Origin of the sequence: Pseudomonas sp. BGI-2 (genome assembly GCF_004310295.1) — a bacterium.
GTDB lineage: Bacteria > Pseudomonadota > Gammaproteobacteria > Pseudomonadales > Pseudomonadaceae > Aquipseudomonas.
The window spans coordinates 1-16,417 of the sequence record NZ_SISB01000070.1 but is presented as its reverse complement, the minus strand read 5'-3'; the positions used below and the strand labels follow the sequence as shown (position 1 = coordinate 16,417).

15 protein-coding genes and 1 pseudogene are annotated in these 16,417 nt (G+C 58.5%); 5 read left to right on the top strand and 11 right to left on the bottom strand.

Annotated elements, in window-relative coordinates:
- Nucleotides 1-244: 244 nt before the first annotated feature.
- The 5 genes from EYC95_RS29225 to EYC95_RS29205 all read right to left on the bottom strand — a co-directional run bounded on the left by EYC95_RS29225 (nt 245) and on the right by EYC95_RS29205 (nt 4,718).
- Nucleotides 245-1,567 carry an OprD family porin gene (locus tag EYC95_RS29225; RefSeq protein ID WP_131063418.1) on the bottom strand — a complete coding sequence of 441 codons (1,323 nt, stop codon included), beginning with the start codon at nt 1,565-1,567 and terminating at the stop codon, nt 245-247.
- A 139-nt stretch (nt 1,568-1,706) separates the two neighbouring features.
- Entirely contained in the window at nt 1,707-2,132 is a 426-nt protein-coding gene (locus EYC95_RS30325; protein ID WP_178083862.1) for a hypothetical protein, read from the bottom strand.
- 184 nt (nt 2,133-2,316) lie between these two features.
- Complete coding sequence (locus EYC95_RS29215; protein WP_131063417.1) at nt 2,317-2,697, bottom strand: RidA family protein; 381 nt, start codon at nt 2,695-2,697, stop codon at nt 2,317-2,319.
- A 64-nt stretch (nt 2,698-2,761) separates the two neighbouring features.
- Nucleotides 2,762-3,988, bottom strand: coding sequence for an MFS transporter (locus tag EYC95_RS29210; RefSeq protein ID WP_131063416.1), 1,227 nt, complete (start codon nt 3,986-3,988; stop codon nt 2,762-2,764).
- Between the two features lie 148 nt (nt 3,989-4,136).
- Nucleotides 4,137-4,718, bottom strand: a complete 582-nt coding sequence (locus tag EYC95_RS29205; RefSeq protein WP_131063415.1) for a TetR/AcrR family transcriptional regulator — start codon at nt 4,716-4,718, stop codon at nt 4,137-4,139.
- Nucleotides 4,719-4,887: 169 nt separating this feature from the next.
- Here EYC95_RS29205 and EYC95_RS30275 point away from each other — a divergent pair, with 169 nt between their 5' ends.
- Nucleotides 4,888-5,043 (top strand): hypothetical protein, encoded by a 156-nt coding sequence (locus tag EYC95_RS30275; protein WP_165557529.1) that lies wholly within the window; start codon nt 4,888-4,890, stop codon nt 5,041-5,043.
- A gap of 50 nt (nt 5,044-5,093) precedes the next feature.
- Here EYC95_RS30275 and EYC95_RS29200 read toward each other — a convergent pair whose 3' ends face one another.
- Nucleotides 5,094-6,110 carry a succinylglutamate desuccinylase/aspartoacylase family protein gene (locus EYC95_RS29200; protein ID WP_131063414.1) on the bottom strand — a complete coding sequence of 339 codons (1,017 nt, stop codon included), beginning with the start codon at nt 6,108-6,110 and terminating at the stop codon, nt 5,094-5,096.
- A gap of 172 nt (nt 6,111-6,282) precedes the next feature.
- Here EYC95_RS29200 and EYC95_RS30815 point away from each other — a divergent pair.
- Nucleotides 6,283-6,768, top strand: a pseudogene (locus tag EYC95_RS30815) (TetR/AcrR family transcriptional regulator); the annotation flags it as partial.
- Here the strand turns inward: EYC95_RS30815 and EYC95_RS29190 are convergent.
- The 5 genes from EYC95_RS29190 to EYC95_RS30910 all read right to left on the bottom strand — a co-directional run bounded on the left by EYC95_RS29190 (nt 6,724) and on the right by EYC95_RS30910 (nt 12,162).
- A complete protein-coding gene (locus EYC95_RS29190) occupies nt 6,724-7,662 on the bottom strand; it encodes a DMT family transporter (protein ID WP_305955881.1) in 939 nt (312 codons plus the stop codon). The pseudogene EYC95_RS30815 and the gene EYC95_RS29190 overlap by 45 nt on opposite strands.
- Nucleotides 7,663-7,730: 68 nt before the next feature.
- Nucleotides 7,731-8,429 carry an ABC transporter permease gene (locus EYC95_RS29185; protein WP_131063412.1) on the bottom strand — a complete coding sequence of 233 codons (699 nt, stop codon included), beginning with the start codon at nt 8,427-8,429 and terminating at the stop codon, nt 7,731-7,733.
- 5 nt (nt 8,430-8,434) lie between these two features.
- On the bottom strand, nt 8,435-9,148 hold the full coding sequence (locus EYC95_RS29180; RefSeq protein ID WP_131063411.1) for an ABC transporter permease: 714 nt from the start codon (nt 9,146-9,148) through the stop codon (nt 8,435-8,437).
- 187 nt (nt 9,149-9,335) lie between these two features.
- Nucleotides 9,336-10,130, bottom strand: a complete 795-nt coding sequence (locus EYC95_RS29175) for a transporter substrate-binding domain-containing protein (protein ID WP_131063410.1) — start codon at nt 10,128-10,130, stop codon at nt 9,336-9,338.
- 28 nt (nt 10,131-10,158) lie between these two features.
- The gene (locus EYC95_RS30910; RefSeq protein WP_131063409.1) at nt 10,159-12,162 is read right to left on the bottom strand and encodes an aminotransferase class I/II-fold pyridoxal phosphate-dependent enzyme; all 2,004 of its coding nucleotides are present in this window, start codon (nt 12,160-12,162) and stop codon (nt 10,159-10,161) included.
- Nucleotides 12,163-13,023: 861 nt separating this feature from the next.
- Between EYC95_RS30910 and EYC95_RS29165 the strand changes: the two genes are divergently transcribed.
- The 3 genes from EYC95_RS29165 to EYC95_RS29155 all read left to right on the top strand — a co-directional run bounded on the left by EYC95_RS29165 (nt 13,024) and on the right by EYC95_RS29155 (nt 16,239).
- Nucleotides 13,024-14,784 (top strand): caspase family protein, encoded by a 1,761-nt coding sequence (locus EYC95_RS29165; RefSeq protein ID WP_165557528.1) that lies wholly within the window; start codon nt 13,024-13,026, stop codon nt 14,782-14,784.
- Between the two features lie 23 nt (nt 14,785-14,807).
- Nucleotides 14,808-15,512 (top strand): TIGR02594 family protein, encoded by a 705-nt coding sequence (locus tag EYC95_RS29160; protein ID WP_131063407.1) that lies wholly within the window; start codon nt 14,808-14,810, stop codon nt 15,510-15,512.
- Nucleotides 15,513-15,693: 181 nt separating this feature from the next.
- Nucleotides 15,694-16,239, top strand: a complete 546-nt coding sequence (locus tag EYC95_RS29155) for a hypothetical protein (RefSeq protein WP_131063406.1) — start codon at nt 15,694-15,696, stop codon at nt 16,237-16,239.
- Nucleotides 16,240-16,417 lie beyond the last annotated feature (178 nt).

Here is a 16,417-nt window from a genome sequence, read left to right as displayed (position 1 = left end):
TGCTCTTCGAACACCTGATCGACCCACTCAGCTGTAACAGCCTGCTCCAACACCAATTTGGCCATGACACTGGCCGGTGCTTTTTTCTCGAACCGCGCTAAAACCTCTTCCCACATCGTCTCGTCGCTCTGACTGGAGTTTTGGGAGATTCTAAACGAAGACCTTGAAAGGGCTGGCCGTAAGGGCGGAACCGATAGAAGCCGTGACCGCAAAAACGGATATGCCCCCAACCTCCCTGGAAAAATTACAACAGCGAAAGCGTGTAGTTAATGATGAACCGACTCTGATCCACATTCCACCCAGCATCAGTGTTCGACTTGCCATTGCGCAAACTGAAACCAAGCCCCTTCAGCGACCCCGATTGCAGCACGTAATCAAGCGTCATATCACGCTCCCACTCAGACTGAACCCCCACGTTCTGCGCCTTGATCCCCGTACCCTTCAGATAAAAGATCGTAGCCTTCAACCCCGGCACACCTAGCGGCGCGAAATCATAGCTGTACTGAACAAAATTGGTCTCCTCCCCCGCCCGGGCAAAGCTCTGAATCATACGGTCCGTAGGCAAGTAAACACTGCCACCACCCGCCCCTTTATCAATCAGGCTGCCTTGGTTCGGCTGAACAAAGTTGCTCCCATCACCCACCCGCTGATGCCCCAGCGAAACCGCATGACCACTGTTGGCATAGGTAACCATCGCCACCCAAGTGTTGTTGTCGATTTCACCGTTATTGTCCTCGGTGTAACCCGACACCCGATAACCTTGCGCCCTGCCCGCAGCCGAACTGTTGGCACCCGTCGACGTTGTGCGGAAGTAACGCAGATCCGTGGTGAAGGAGCTTTTACCGTCGATTGGCAAGACATGCGTGAGGCCGAAGAAGTTCTGGTTGTAGAAATCTTCCATCTGCGCAAAGTAATACTGCGCCTTCAGGTCCTTGGTGACGTTGTAGTCACCCCCGGCGAAGTAGAACTTGTTGCTGTCCCGGGTGCTGCCCGCCACCGACAAGCCGGTACGGTCAGTCGAGGCACGCCCGACCGCGTGGTCAAGCACACCACTGGTCAGCATCAGGCCATCAATGTCGTTCGAAGTGACCTGCGCGCCCGTGAACGATTGCGGCAACACCCGGGCATCGTTCGAGATCAGGATCGGCAATTTCGGCAGCAGCGTGCCGTAGCGAAATTCGGTTTTTGAAATGCGCATCTTCGCCGTCGGACCGAAACTGCTCCAGGCGTCCGCCGCGCCGTCGCCATCGGTCGGGATCATGCCGCTGCCATTATGGCGCCCGGTGCCGCTGTCCAGCGTAACGCCGAGCAGCGCCTGGGCATCGATCCCGAAACCTACCGTGCCTTGGGTAAACCCGGACTCGTAGCGCAATACAAAACCCTGCGCAGCCTCCTCGGTTTTCGAGGGTTCGGCGCCGCCGTCGCGGTTGTCGCTGTTGAAATACAAGGTGCGCATCGAGAGGCTGGCTTTGCTGTCTTCGAGAAAACCGTGGGCGGCAGAGTCGGCTGCCTGTGCGCACAGGGAGCCTGCCAACAAGAATGCGGTGGGAATTGCTCGCTTTAACATACGGCGCTCCTGGGTGATTTTTTGTTTTTTTTGAGTGTTTAGCGACCGCTATCCGCCCCTGGCACCCAACAGCGGCGCGCACAATCACGCACACCATGGGGGACCATGAGCCTTGAGGAAAGCGATCGGGATGTTCGGGTCAGATCAGGTAAGAAAGACCCACGGTCAGCGCGAAAGCGACCACCGAAATGAGGGTCTCGAGCACGGTCCAGGTCTTGAAGGTCTGGGCAACGGTCATGTTGAAGTATTCCTTGATCAACCAGAAGCCGCCGTCGTTGACGTGGGAAAAGATAACCGACCCGGCCCCGCCGGACTCGGCCATCATCTTGCCGAGCATCGTGCCCAGCGCCACCACCAGCGCAATGTGCCCCAGGGTTTTGCCGACCCCGGCCTCGTACGCGCCGACCACACCGGACGGCGGCATGCCAGCGAGCAGCGCCAAGCTGATGGAGACCAGGGTGATCACAATGAACGGATTGAGTCGGTAACGGGCGATCAGAACGATCAGCGCAATGATGGCGATGGCGGCATACACCAGCAGCCAATAGCCGAAGGACAGGGTCATGCGGTACTCCTCGAAAGGGTCACGTCGAATGGATTGTGAAACTCATAAAACATTTCGAGGCGTGATTTTCAAACGAGGCGAAACTGATTTTCGTAGAAGGATAAGGCTTGTCGCACAGAGGCATGAGCAGTCGTTGTTTTTGAAACTGGGTCAGGCGGATTTTCATCACACCTGACCCGAAACGTCAGGCTTTGGCTGCCATCGCGGTGACTTCCACGCGCATGCCTTCGACCGCCAGCGCGGCCACGCCTACGGCGGCGCGAACCGGCCACGGCTTGGCGAAAAAGCGCTTGTAGACCTCGTTGAACGCGGCGCGGTCGGCCATGTCGGTGAGGTAGATGGTCAGGTGCAGAACCCGATCCATGGAACTGCCGGCGCGCTTCAGCGCGACCTTCAGCGCCTGCAGCGTGCACTCGCTCTGCAGGGTGATGTCGCCCAGCTCCAGGCTGCCGTCGGCATGGGTAGGAATCTGCGTGGAGACCAGCAGGCCGCCGAAACCGGCGACGTCGGATGAGATGGAATCCGCGTCGGGATCGGGGGTGAAGGTGATGTCGTGGTTTGCCATAAGGATCTCTTGCTTGAGGTGGTAATGCCTTTAGTGCGGCCAGTTTACAGCCTGTTGACCATGCCTATTGCAAGATTGCTCGATGTCCTGGCTTGAAGCCATGGGCGCTGGCTAACCAGACCAGGGACAGACCGAGTAGCGCCAATACCAGCAATGTCGGAGGAAAAGAACCAGGCCCCGCATGTTCCAGCAACAAGCCACCCGCAACGCCACCTCCGGCCACTGCCAGGTTGAAAATAGTCACCAGCATCGACTGCGCGACATCGGCACCGTCACCCGCAGTATCGGCGATGGCCGTCTGTAGTAGCGTGGGAGCGCCACCAAACGTCAGCCCCCAGATTGCAACGCTCAGAAGTACAAAATCGGGAGAACTGCCTGCCAGTCCCAACACCAGCGCGGCGATCGCAAAGCCTGCCAGACTCAGCAGCGTCAGTACACGTAAACCCCGATCCACCCACATTCCCGTAACCACGATGCCAAGGATGGAGGTGATGCCGAAGAGCAGAAGCACAAGGTCGATCCGCTGGCCAAGCCCGACGGAAACCAGAAATGGCGCGATGTAGGTGTAAAGGATGTTGTGCGCAAGTATCCAAACGAAAATCACCAACAGAATCGAACACAGACCCGGGGTCATCAGTATTCTGCGGATCGGCTGACGCTGACGTTCAGTTTGTCCCGCGTAGTCGGGCACCCCAAAACGCACCCACACGAACAGCAGTAAAGCGAGAACCGACATGATCCAGAACACGCCACGCCAATCAAACAGAGTACCCAGCCAAGTGCCTAGTGGCACACCGAGGCACAACGCAACGGGTTGACCGATGCCGACCACCGCGAGAGCCCGTCCCTGCAAATCATGAGGCACCATGCGTCGTGCATAACCCGCCAACAGACCCCATATCACGCCCGCCGCCATTCCGGCGATGAACCGCGCGACCAGGGTCAATAGGTAGTGGGAGGACAACGCCGTCACGGTGTTAAAGACCAGCAGCCCGCCAATCGCCAACAGAAACAACGGCCTCCTGCGCCATTTTCGCGTAGCCGCAACAACCGGGATCGCTGCCAGCACCGAGCCCAAGGCATAGAGTGTGACCAGTTGACCCGCCATGGCCTGCGTGACGCCAAGCCCCTGCGCGATCAAAGGCAACAGGCCGGCGGGCATGGTTTCCGTCATGATGGTGATGAAGCCAGCCATCGTGAATGCCAATAGCCTCCACACAGGCAGCCTTTGCGCAGAAGACGTTTCTTCAAAGCTCGTTGTTATCGATCCATTGTCGCGGTGGGTGGTCATCGTAGTATCCCTGATAAAAAATACAGTCCTGTTTTCCTGATGGGCTGGCTGAGATGAATGCGCCTTATGGAATGGTCATTCCAAAACTGGACAAAAAAAGCCTGCGTCTCGCAGACTTCCACTTGCGCATTACAACAGCCGTCCTGGATTACAACGCGTCCATCGCTACATCGACCACATCCAGCAAGCGTTGCCGACGGTTCTGGCTGGCGCTGCCTTTACTCAATACGCGAAGGCCCTGGATCGTGTTCACGATAAAGCGTGCAAGTGCGCGAGGGTTCTTGTGCATGGCGATTTCGTCCTCTGCCTGACCACGGATGAGCGCACGCTCCAACGCTTTCTCCAGACGCAGAAAGTTGCCGGAGACCAACTCGGCGATGGCTTCATCCTGCCCGGCCAATTCCAGGGAGGCATTGGCAACAAGGCAACCCCGTTGTCCGGCATCGCCAAGTTCATCATTCACGATTCTCATCAGCAGCTGCTGGATCAGTCCTTTGACCGAACCGGACTCTTGGAGCAGTACTACGTTCGCAGCAGTCAGATCGTGATACCGGCGCAGTGCATGTTCGTACAATCCATGCTTGCTCTCAAACGCGTTATACAGGCTGCTTCGAGACAGCTTGGTACCGTCAACCAGATGTTGTATCGAGGTGGCGCAATAGCCGAGTTGCCAAAAAACCTGCATGGCTGCTTCGACTATCTCGTCATGCTCAAACTCCTTGGGGCGCATCGGGCAATCCTTACTGGAATGATCATTCCAGAAAACTACTGACTTCTTTTACACTCGTCAAGGATCGCTTGAAGCGCTGGCTGATCAGGTGCCTGAGTCACCGGGAAAAAATCTCGAACTCAATCCATATCGCTAACGTCCAATGTGTAGGTCAATGGAGGTAAGCACGATGAACAGCGATGACAGTGTCAATGACACCGAAAGGGATCGGAAGGACAGGAACGCCGAAGAGGTCGATCCAGCAACGCTTCCCGAAGAGGAGGAAGCAGAGGCGCTCCAACGAAAAATAGACGAGATAGAACGCAAAGTGGCAGACGGGAACTAGCGTGAAGGCCACGACCGCTGGTGTCCAGCGGCGTGGCCAATGCTTTGTTCCTAGTTCGGGTCTAACAACCCGCCGCTCCAATTGCGTGAAACACGGCTTCCAGTGAATTTCGCCACGACCATGCCCTGCGACACCAGCCGGTCCCTATAGCGTGTAACCATCCGCCCCGCTTGCTCGGCCACCAGCACCACTTCGGAAGAAGGATCACCGGGGCGCCGCAGAATCCGGGCAAAACGCTGCCCTTCTTCCACAAAATCGCCCAGTTCCTTTTCAAAGATCAACACCCCGGGTTGCGGCGCGAGGAGGGTCTCCATCTGGCCCATTTCCATCACCTCGACGGGCCAGTCCCCGGGTGACAACGCCTCGTCGATGACCCCGCAACTGCACAGCCAGGCGTACAGCCCCGCGGCATCCTGCTCGGCAAACCGATCACTGACATCGCCCTGCCCGCGCAACTCCAGGGTCGCGGCCATGCGCTGGTCGGTGACGCCATCGCGCAACCATGGCGCGATGATGGTTTCTTCGAACGAGCCGTCGCCGCCGTCATCCCAGATGATCGCCACATCCATCTTCATCGCTGCCGCGAGTTCACGACCTCGGGGCCAGAAACGGCGGTGCACGTAGAGGTACGGCAAGGCCTCGTCATCGGTGTGCAGATCGAGCATCACATCCGCCGTGGCCGCCAGTTGCACCAGTTTTTTTTGCCATTCCTGGACGTTGGTCGAAGGTCGCTCCATCGCGGCGGACTGGTCGAACGAGCGGTTGAAGTTATGCCCGGTGGCATCGTGAAAGCGACCAAGGATTCGCCCTTGGCGAAACTGCCCGATGCCCAGGGGATTGGCTTGCGGCACCACCGTCACACTGCCCTTGAGCCGGCCCTGCGCCTCGACGACGTGAAGACGCTGCATCAACAGGTGCAGCACCAGCATCCCGGCAATTTCATCGGCATGCACGCCGGCCTGCAAATGCACCTTCGGTCCGCTGCCGTCGCCCTCGAAACGCCACACGCCGACCGGCACCGCGTCGCCGTTATTGTTGCGAACACTGAACGAAATATCCTGCGCCATCTGCTTGTCCTCCCCCGTCATGAACGTTAAAAACCGGTGCATCGCGGCGGCCGGCACTGGAGATTGAACGCATGTTCAACTAAGCTCGCCAACCAGGCACAGCACCCAGGATTCCCTTGTGACAACCCCCTCTCCAAAAAACCGTCGCGCAGTACCCGATGAGCGCCGCGAAATGCTGGTTGCCGCCACTGTGCGTTGCCTGGTGCGTGACGGTCATGCGGGCATTTCCGTGCGCCGGATCGCTACAGAAGCCGGGGTGTCCGTCGGCCTGCTCAATCACCATTTCGGCAGCATTGATGCGTTGATCGCCGACACTTACCAGAAGATCGCGAACGAACTGACCACCGCCCTGCTCCATGAAATCCAGCAGGTCGGCACCCCGGCGGAAAAAATGGACGCGTTTCTCAAAGGCTCTTTTTCGCCAAGGGTCATGGACCCGCAATTGCTGAGTGTCTGGGTGGTGTTCTGGAGCCTGATCCGCCACTCCGAACATGTCAGCCTGTCCCACGAAAAAAGCTACCGCGCCTACCTCGATCTGCTGCGCCAACTGCTTGATGACATGGCCACCAGCGAAGGTTTCGTGATCCACGACACGCGCCTGGCCGCCATCGGTTTATCGGCGATGCTCGACGGACTCTGGATCGAGTGGTGCCTCAACCCCGAAACCTTCAGCCCCGCCAACGGCCTTCATATCTGTCGTTGCTGGATAAAGGGGCTGCGTCACGGAGCATTCAGCGCCGACGACGTCTTGTGATGGGTGACGCCCGAAGATCATCGCCAGCGTGCCGCTGACCGCGATCAGCCCGGCACCGATCATCAGTGACACGTCCATCAACGTGCCCCAGATCAGGCTCGACAGCAGGAACGCCCAGATCAGCCCGGTGTATTCGAACGGCGCCAGCAAGGTGGCCGTGGCCCGCCGGAAACTGGCGAACAGCAGGAACTGGCCGATACCGCCCACCAGACCGGCAACCAGCATGCCCAGCCAGGCCGGGGTGGGTGCCGGGGTGTGCGTCCAGGGCAACGCGACCGTCATGCACAGCACAAACACCACGTTGGTGATCAGCATCTGCTCCAGCACTGAGGTCTGGTCATCCACCTGGCGCAATTGAATGTAAGTGAACGCCCAGCACATCGCCGCCAGCAGTGTCAGCACAATCGGCCACGGATCGGCGATGTTGCTCGGGCGGCAGGCGATGATTACCCCGACAAAACCGATGATCAGGGAAAACCACTGCCAACCGCTGGCCCGCTCCTTGAGAATCACCGCCGCCAGCACCGTGACCATGATCGGCGCGGAAAAATACAGGGTGGTCATTTCCGCTAGCGTCAGGTCCCGGGCGGCCGTGTAGTACAGCAGCCAGGCGACAATCGACAACAAACCGCGTATCACCAGCAAGCGTCGGCTCGGCGAGCGCCAGGCCCGCTGGACCAGGCGCAGGCGCCCCGCCAACAGACAGGCAACGACCACCACCAGGCAGCGCCAGAACAGAATGGTGACCACCGAATAATCGGCCACCAACCACTTGATGACAGCGTCCTGCAACGCCAGGAACGCGTACCCCTACGTGCACAGGCCAATGCCCTGCAGCGACCGGTCGACGCCCCCTGACGTACTCATTACACCGACCTGCGCACGGGCGTCCCGCGCCGTTCGGCAAAGGCAAACAGCGCCTCGATCAGGAACGTCAGGCAGACATAGACCCCGGCCACCAGCAACAGCGGCTCATAGACTTGCAGGGTTTGCGCCCGCACCACGTTGGCGGCGCCCAACAGATCGACAATCGCAATCGTCGAGGCCAAGGCTGTGGATTTGAGCAACATCACGGTCTCCCCGGCCAGTGTCGGCAACAGCAACCGCAGCGCCCGAGGCAAGCGTACCCGCAGCAGCGATTGGCGCGGTGTCATACCAAACGCCGAGGCCGCTTCCATCTCACCTTTGGGCACCGCCAACAGACCGCCGCGAATCACTTCGCCGACATACGCGCCTACCGACAACACCAGGGCGAACACGATGTACCAGTATCCATCGCGCAAATACGGCCAGAGAAAACTGCCGCGTAACAGCGGGAATTGCGCAAACAGGCTGCCGAGCCCGTAGTAGAAAATGTAGATCTGGATCAGCAACGGCGTACCGCGCAACACGCTGGTGTAGAACACACTGGCCTTGGCGATCACCTTGTTTTTCGAGATCCGCGCCAGCGCCACCAGCACCGCCAAGGCGAAACCGAACACACTGGAAATCAACAGGATGGTGATGGTCGTTTGCAGCCCCCGGCCCAACAGCGCCGCGTATTCAACTATCCACGCTGGAATCATTTCATTCACTCAGCCAAAGGCATCCAGCGACGAATACGCCGCTCGAGCCGTCCAGACAGGTAGTTGGACACCAACGTCACCGCGTAATACATCGCTGCGGCCGTGAGGTAGAACAACAAGTAATGACGCGTCGAACCCGCCCCTTGCTTGGCGGTGTACAACAGCTCGTTGGTGCCGACCACACTGATCAATGCGCTGTCCTTGATCAGGTTGATCCACAGGTTGGCCATCCCGGCCATCGCGTACGGCGCCATGATCGGCAACGTGACGCGGCGGAACAGGCCGAAACCGCTCAGGCCGAATGCTTTCGCCGCTTCGATCTGGCCGAAGGGAATCGCCTGGATCGCCGCCCGGAAAATCTCCGAGGCGTAGGCGCCCTGCACCAATCCCAGCACCACGATGGCGGCCAGCGGACCGCTGACGTTCATCACGCCGTAGCCCATCTGGGTCATCAGCGAATTGAGGAGCATGGAGCCGACGTAGTACAGCAACAGGATCAGCAGCAACTCCGGAATCGCGCGGAACAAGGTCGTGTAACCGCGCATCAGCGCCGCGATAGGCTTTGGTGCGCCGAGTTTCAGGCAGGCCACCACCAGACCGATGAACAGCCCGACCACGAAGGCTCCGGCCGATATTTGCAGGGTCATCCAAAGACCCTTCAACAGCGCACCGCCCCATCCTGTTTCGCTGAAGTTGATCAATTCAAACATGGCTGGCATTTCAGTCTCCAATCGGTGGCCTTGGTGCACCACCGCTTTCTTGTAGGAGCGAGCGATGCGGCGACCCGACTTGCCCGCGAAGGGGCCCTCGAAGTCGCTAAAAGCTTCGCGGGCAAGCCTCGCTCCTACAAGGATTGGTGTTTCCACAGGAAAATTTCATCCCATGGAGTTCGTCAGCGCATGGCCGTCAGAAGGCGGGTTTCACGCTGGTACCGAAGTAGTGTTGCGACAGGTCGTCATAGTCTTTGCCGGCCAGCAAGGAGGTGATGGCCTTGTCGAGTCTGGCCTTGAGATCGGCGTCATCCTTGCGTAGACCGGCGCCCACGCCTTTGCCGAAGATCGGGTCATACGGCACGGCGCCGAGGTATTCCAGGTTGCTGGCATCAGGGGTCTGGACGAAAGCCGCCATGGCCGTGCCGTCCGCCATCATCAGGTCGATGCGACCGGCAATCAGGTCGGCGTTGGCCGAGTCCTGGGTGTCGTAATACTTCACGTCGGCGATTTTTTCGTAGTACTGCTTCAGGTAGCTGGCGCTTACCGTCGAGTTCTGCACACCGATGATCTTGCCCTTGAGGTCATCCGGATATTTTTTCACCGAAGTGCCCTTCGGCCCGACAAGGGCGATCACCGAATCGTAATAGGCCTTGCTGAAGGCGATCTGTTTTTCGCGTTCTTCGGTCACCGACATGGAGGAGAAAATCACGTCGATCTTCTTCGACAGCAGCGACGGAATGATCCCGTCCCACGCCACTTCCTTGATCTCGCACTCGGCTTTCATTTCGCTGCACAGCTTGTGGATCAGGTCGACTTCAAAGCCTTTCCACTCACCGTTGGCCTGCTTCTCGGTGTACGGCGGATAAGGTTCGGCCGCGACCGCGAACCTGATCGGCTGCGGCTGAGATTGAGCTTGGGCCGCGCTCATCCCGGCCAGCAACACGCAGGCCACGCCCGTAAACCAGTTTGCCAAACGTCGATTTCCCATGATTTTGCCCCGTCTTTTTATGATGTTATTAGCGAGTCTGATGAGCGTTGACGAATTGTCGGCAACGCTCGCTGCGTGGGTGTACGAACACTTCGTGCGGCGTACCGGCTTCCTCGATCAGCCCTTGGTGCAGATAGGCGACTTTGGAAGAGACATCGCGGGCAAAAGCCATTTCATGAGTCACCAGGATCATGGTCCGGCCTTCTTCCGCGAGGGAGCGGATCACCCGCAGCACTTCGCCGACCAGTTCCGGGTCGAGTGCCGAGGTGGGTTCATCGAACAGCATGACCTTGGGCCGCATGGCCAGGGCCCGGGCGATGGCCACCCGTTGTTGCTGTCCCCCGGAGAGAAACGCCGGGTACTCGTTGCGCTTGGCCGCAAGCCCGACACGTTCTAGCAAGGCTTCGGCCCGTTCAGTGGCCTCCGCACGGCTTTCACGCAGGACCTGGGTCGGCGCTTCGATGAGGTTTTCCAGCACCGTGCGGTGGGGCCAAAGGTTGAAGTTCTGGAACACCATGCCCAGGCTCGAACGGATCCGTACCAGTTGCTTGGCGTCGGACACCAGCGGCGCGCCGGGACGATCGAAGTTCAGGTGAATGCTCTCGCCATCCACCAGGATGCGCCCCTGGTCCGGCACTTCGAGCATGTTGATGCAGCGCAGCAAGGTACTTTTGCCGGAGCCGCTGGCACCGATCAGCGAGATCACATCGCCTTCGCGGGCCGTCAGGGAAACGCCTTTGAGGACCTCGATATTACCGAAGCGTTTGTGCAGGCCATCGACCTCGATCATGGTCTTGGTCGCCACCGGCTCAACCACCGCTTCGCAGGTGACGCGGCTGATCACCGGTCGCGGCGCTTCACCTTTCAACACCAGGACAAAGTCGCGAATACGCTGGCAGGCCTGGGCCAGTCGCTCTTCACCCAACGTGAACGAGAGCCGCACAAAACCTTGGGCCGGCTCGCCGAAAGCCGCCGCATCCAGCACCGATACACGAGCCTCGCGCAGCAGACGCCAGGCGAATTCCAGAGAGGTCAGGCCGGTTTCGCGCACGTCCATCAATACGAACATGCCGGCATCGGGGTTGAGCACTGAAATTCCCGGGCAATCCGACAGGCTGCTCACCACCAGATCGCGACGCCGACGATAGATATCGCGCATGCCGTGGGTCACGTCATCATGGGCTTGCACGGCTTTAAGCGCAGCCTCCATGACAAAGCCCGGCAAGCCGTAAAGCATGCTCAACACCAGGGTTTCGGCGTGAGCCACGAGGGCTTCATCGGCGACGATCCAGCCAGTGCGCCAGCCGGTCATGGCATGGGATTTCGACAGACTGCCGATCACCACGCAGCGCTCGGCCATGCCCGGCAACGCCGCCAGGCTGAGGTGCTCGCGTTCGAAGGTCAGGCTCTCATAGACCTCGTCCACCACGACCCACAAGTCATGCTGGATGGCGAGGTCGGCGATGGCTTGCAGCTCTTCGCGATTGAGCACGACGCCGGTGGGGTTATTCGGATTGGAGAAGAACATCGCCCGGGTGCGCGGGGTGATGGCCTTGGCCAGCACGGCGGCATCGAGCCGGAAACCTGAATCCGCCGAGCACGGCATGCGAACCAACGTGGCGCCGGAAGCCTTGAGCGTCGCCTCGTAAGTCACGTACATCGGGTCCAGGGCAATCACTTCGTCGCCGGTAGTGAGCAGGCACATCGAGGTGATGAACAGCGCGTTCTGCGCCCCCGCCGAGATGATGACGTTTGGTGCTGTCACCTCACGGTCGAACAGCTGGCTGTACCGAGCGGCGATGGCTTCGCGCAAAGCCTGGCGACCGGCGATCTCGGTGTAGTGAGTGTCTCCCTCACGCAGCGCATGAATCGCGGCATCGGTGATGAAATCCGGGGTGGGGAAATCCGGGTCGCCGACGCTGAGAATGATCACATCCTCACCACGACGCTGGGCTTCAAATGCCGCATTGTGAATATCCCAGGCGGCAACGCCGTCGCCTGAAATCCGCTCAACAAAGGGTGAAAACCGCATGCCAGTGCCTCGTTCGAATAGAAGAAACGCAAGCCCGCGCAACCAGCCGGGGAGGTGGAACGAACATAGTCGAAGCTGAACACTCGTTCAACAGAAAAATGACCAGGGTTCGCGTTCAGCGTAAACAGGTCGTTTTTACGACAGTCATGCCGTTTCCAGGTCCTGGTTCGGCCGTGAGTTCGGAGAACTTTGCCAGCTGCCCGGCTGCCCACGATTGTCGTGCCCGAACAGCTTTGGTTCTTCATTCCAAGTTGATAACTGCAGCGCTCAACAATCCGGCCGTTGTCGAAAAAACATAGACTCGGTAATCGACAGCCCACTCAACTTCAAGAAATCAACCTCCCCTACCCCCCATAATTTATTATTTTCACCGTTGGCATTCCGCATTATCTGTTACAAAAATGATTCCAGTGTTTCAAGTTTGGCACACTCATTTGTAACGCAAGTAAGACACTGGAAAACCAGGCACCGAAGAGTTTAACAATTCCCACTCTAAATCTGAAAATACGCGCTCTCATAATTGCTTTAAATGCAGATACCCACGCTCTTTTACTCGGTATAAATCCATCCATATCAGTCATTTATTTATCCCAACCAAATAACAACAACCGACTCCACTGAAAAATGGCGCCTTCATTCCAATTCATCATAAAAAAAATTCGAACTAATTTAACTCCTCTAATATGCTCAACACGAAAGCACTTAAGCAAACACACTCACTCACCACATCTTTAACAAACCATCCCCCAACAACGCCAGGGACGAGCACTTGTTTCCACACACGGGGCGTTAATAGCCCACCCCGCAGAAACACCCGCCTTGAACCGCCGGCAAGTTCGCTGTCACTGCAAGGGAATGAAAATGAAAATTAAAATTCTGTGTATACATGGCATTGGCCACGAAGAGGCAGACGAGAGTTTTCAGGCGTCCTGGCACCGGGCGATCACCACGGCGGTGTCGCGCGTGGCGCCGAGTGCGGACCTCGAGCTGGATTATTTTCAATACGACGAGCGCTTTTCCTCCAGCGGCCTGGGCGCGTCAGAAATCGCCGAGGCTACGCTGCGCCTTCTGACCAGCGCGGTGATCCATTCGGTGGGTGACGTGTTCCGGCGCAATCGCGGCATCGGGCAGTTTCCTGACCGCCTGCGCTGGACGGCCGGCATGGTAGCCCAGTGGTCCGCGGACGAAGCGCTACGGACCACCCTGCGCAAGGATCTCGCCAGCGTTATCAGCGCTTCGCAACCGGACATTGTCTGCGCGCACAGCCTGGGTACGCTGGTCGCCTATGACACGTTCCGTCGGAATCCCTCGCTGATGAGCAATCGGGTGCTGATCACGTTCGGCTCACAGATCGCCAATCCCGCCGTACGCGAGACGTTTGGCGGGCGCATCGAGGGAATCGACGACGCGCGCAAGTGGTACCACCTCTACAACGAGCACGATCAGGTTTTTACGGCGCCGCTGTATCTGCGCGATACCAACTTTACCCAGGTCATGACGCCGTTCGATAAACCCGGCGACGTCCTCAATCATGACGCGACTTACTACCTCGGCCATGCCGAGACCGTAACCAATGTCTGGGGACCCCTTTTGCAGGCGGGCAGAGTGAGAGGTTTCGACAAGCGGCTCGCCGCCGTCGACAAGTCGCTGGGCATTGCGGTCCCCAAGGCAGGCACGGTGCGCCGCTCGCGGGACAAGGCGTTGCTGATCGGCATCAACAACTACCCCAACCCTTCAGATCGACTCGAAGGCTGCGTCAACGACGTTTTCCTGATGAGTTCATTGTTGCAAGAATCGAAATTTTCGCCGGACGATATCCGCGTCGTCCTCGATGACCGCGCTACTGCCGCAGGCATCCGCGATCGCCTGCATTGGCTGCTCGACGACGCCCAGGCGGGTGATCGCCGGGTGCTCTTCTATTCCGGGCACGGTGCGCAGATTCCCAATACCAATGCCGCGGGCGAAGCCGACCGCATCGACGAATGCCTGTGCCCGTGGGACTTCGACTGGACGCCGGCACGCGCCATCGTCGACAACGATTTTCGCGACCTCTACATCCAGCTTCCGTATGACACGCAGTTCATCACGATCTTCGATTGTTGCCATTCCGGCGGCATGACGCGTGAGGGCGCACGGCGCGCTCGCGGGCTGACGCCGCCGGATGACATCCGCCATCGCGCGCTGCGCTGGGAACCTCAGTTGCAGATGTGGGTCGAGCGTGACTGGGTGAAACGGGCGCGCAAAAGTGCCCAGAAGGCCGAGGCCGCCAATACCGTGAGCAATCGCGAGGGTATCCGTCGTGTTGGCCAGGCCATCGCGGTGCGAGGTTACGACGATAAGCTCTACGACAAACGACGCAACGCTTACAAGCACGATGGGCCCTTTCTGCCGATTCTCATGTACGCCTGCGGCGAATCCCAACTGTCTTACGAATACCGTCACGGCGTTATTTCGTACGGAGCGTTCACCTACGCGCTCGCCCAAACGCTGCGCTCATCCAAACAAAGACCGACGTTCAATGCCCTGGTTCGCGCGACGGGCAAGCTCCTGGCCGACCTGGGTTATGACCAGAAACCGGCGATCGTCGGGCCAAAGGGTTTACTCGGCAAAGTCGTTCCCTGAGTCGCCATCGTCCGGAGGTTGATATGAGCAGTGAAACGGTAAGAAGTATTCAGCAGGCACTGATCGCCGATGGCTTTTTTCCAGGTGAAGTGGATGGAATCTGGGGGCGTCGAACCATCGCCGCAGTGAAAGCCTTCCAGGAAAGCGTTGGACTGGAGGTGGATGGCATCGTCGGTCCCAAGACCTCTGCCGCCTTGTTTTCTGATGTTGACCATGTGCCTTCAGGTCCGCTTTTGCCATGGCTGGCGGAAGCAGAGAACTTGATCGGCACCCGGGAAGTCCTTGGCCGCAAAAACAATCCCACCATTCTGGATTGGGCGGACGACCTCGACCTTCACTACGCCGGGGACGAGGTGCCTTGGTGCGGTCTGTTTGTAGCGCATTGCGTGGGTTCAACGATGCCCGAAGAAGTGCTTCCTTCCAATCCTCTGGGTGCGCGGCAATGGGAAAAATTTGGAGAGTCCACGGTGCCACGACTGGGGGCGGTGATGGTGTTCTGGCGTGAATCAAAAAACAGCGGTAAGGGTCATATCGGGTTCTATACAGGCGAGGATAGCAACGCGTACCGGATTTTGGGCGGTAATCAAACGGACAAAGTGTGCCTGACATGGGTGGGCAAAGATCGATTTCTCAAAGCACGCTGGCCGCGCAAGGCGACCTCTTTGGGTGGAGGCGACGCAATAATCGTTATGAACAGAACCACGGATTTGTCCAGGAACGAAGCTTGAGGGGTTCGCGAAATCAAATCACAGACCGCATAAAACGGGCGCTTTGAACAAGGCGCCTTTTTTTTGTCGGCAGCCGGAAAAGTGCGCAACGCTTCTCTGACCGACGTTTAAAAGCCGGTTGCTAGCTATCTGCCATCAGCCGATAATCCTGCCCCCGTAAACACTCACGCAAGGAAACGCCGTGAAAAAATTCCTACTGTTAGTCCCCCTGTTCGCTCTGTTGCTGCAAGGTTGTGGCGTGACCATGACCCGTTATGAGCCGAGCTTCGAAAACGTCCAACAGCTCAAGCAGACCCCGCCTCTGCAATCGATCAGCAATGCTCAGGTCAAGGCAGATGCCGGTCAGGGTTCGCTGTCCGTACGGGCCAACCCGATCAGTTCGCCGAGCGGCAGCATCACGCAACATATACAGGATGCGATTACCGAAGAGCTGGGCCGGGCGGGCCTGCTGAACCCACAAGCTCAGCGCCATCTGGATGTGCTGGTGGTCAAGAATGAGCTGACCGCAGGCATGGGCACCGGCACGGGCCAGCTGGCCGCGCGCTTTACGTTGCTCAAGGGCAACGAGGTGGTTTACGACGCGACCAAGGATGTCAGCCGCCAGTGGGACAGCAGCTTTTTCGGCGCCATTGCGATCCCCAATGCCGCCAATGCCTACAACCCGATGGTTCGTGATTTGCTGAAGACGTTGTACAGCGACCCGCAGTTCATTCAGGCCCTGAAGTAAGGGATCGAGTAGGAGGCGGATTTACATCCGCCGTCCTCTCACACCACCGTACGTACGGTTCCGTATACGGCGGTTCCTGCCTACTGCCAAACAACGTCAGCGAGCTTGGTTCCGTTGATGTGTCGCCTGCGGTATCTAAGCGCCCAGACCGGCCCTCGGAGCTTCCGACTCCTACCTC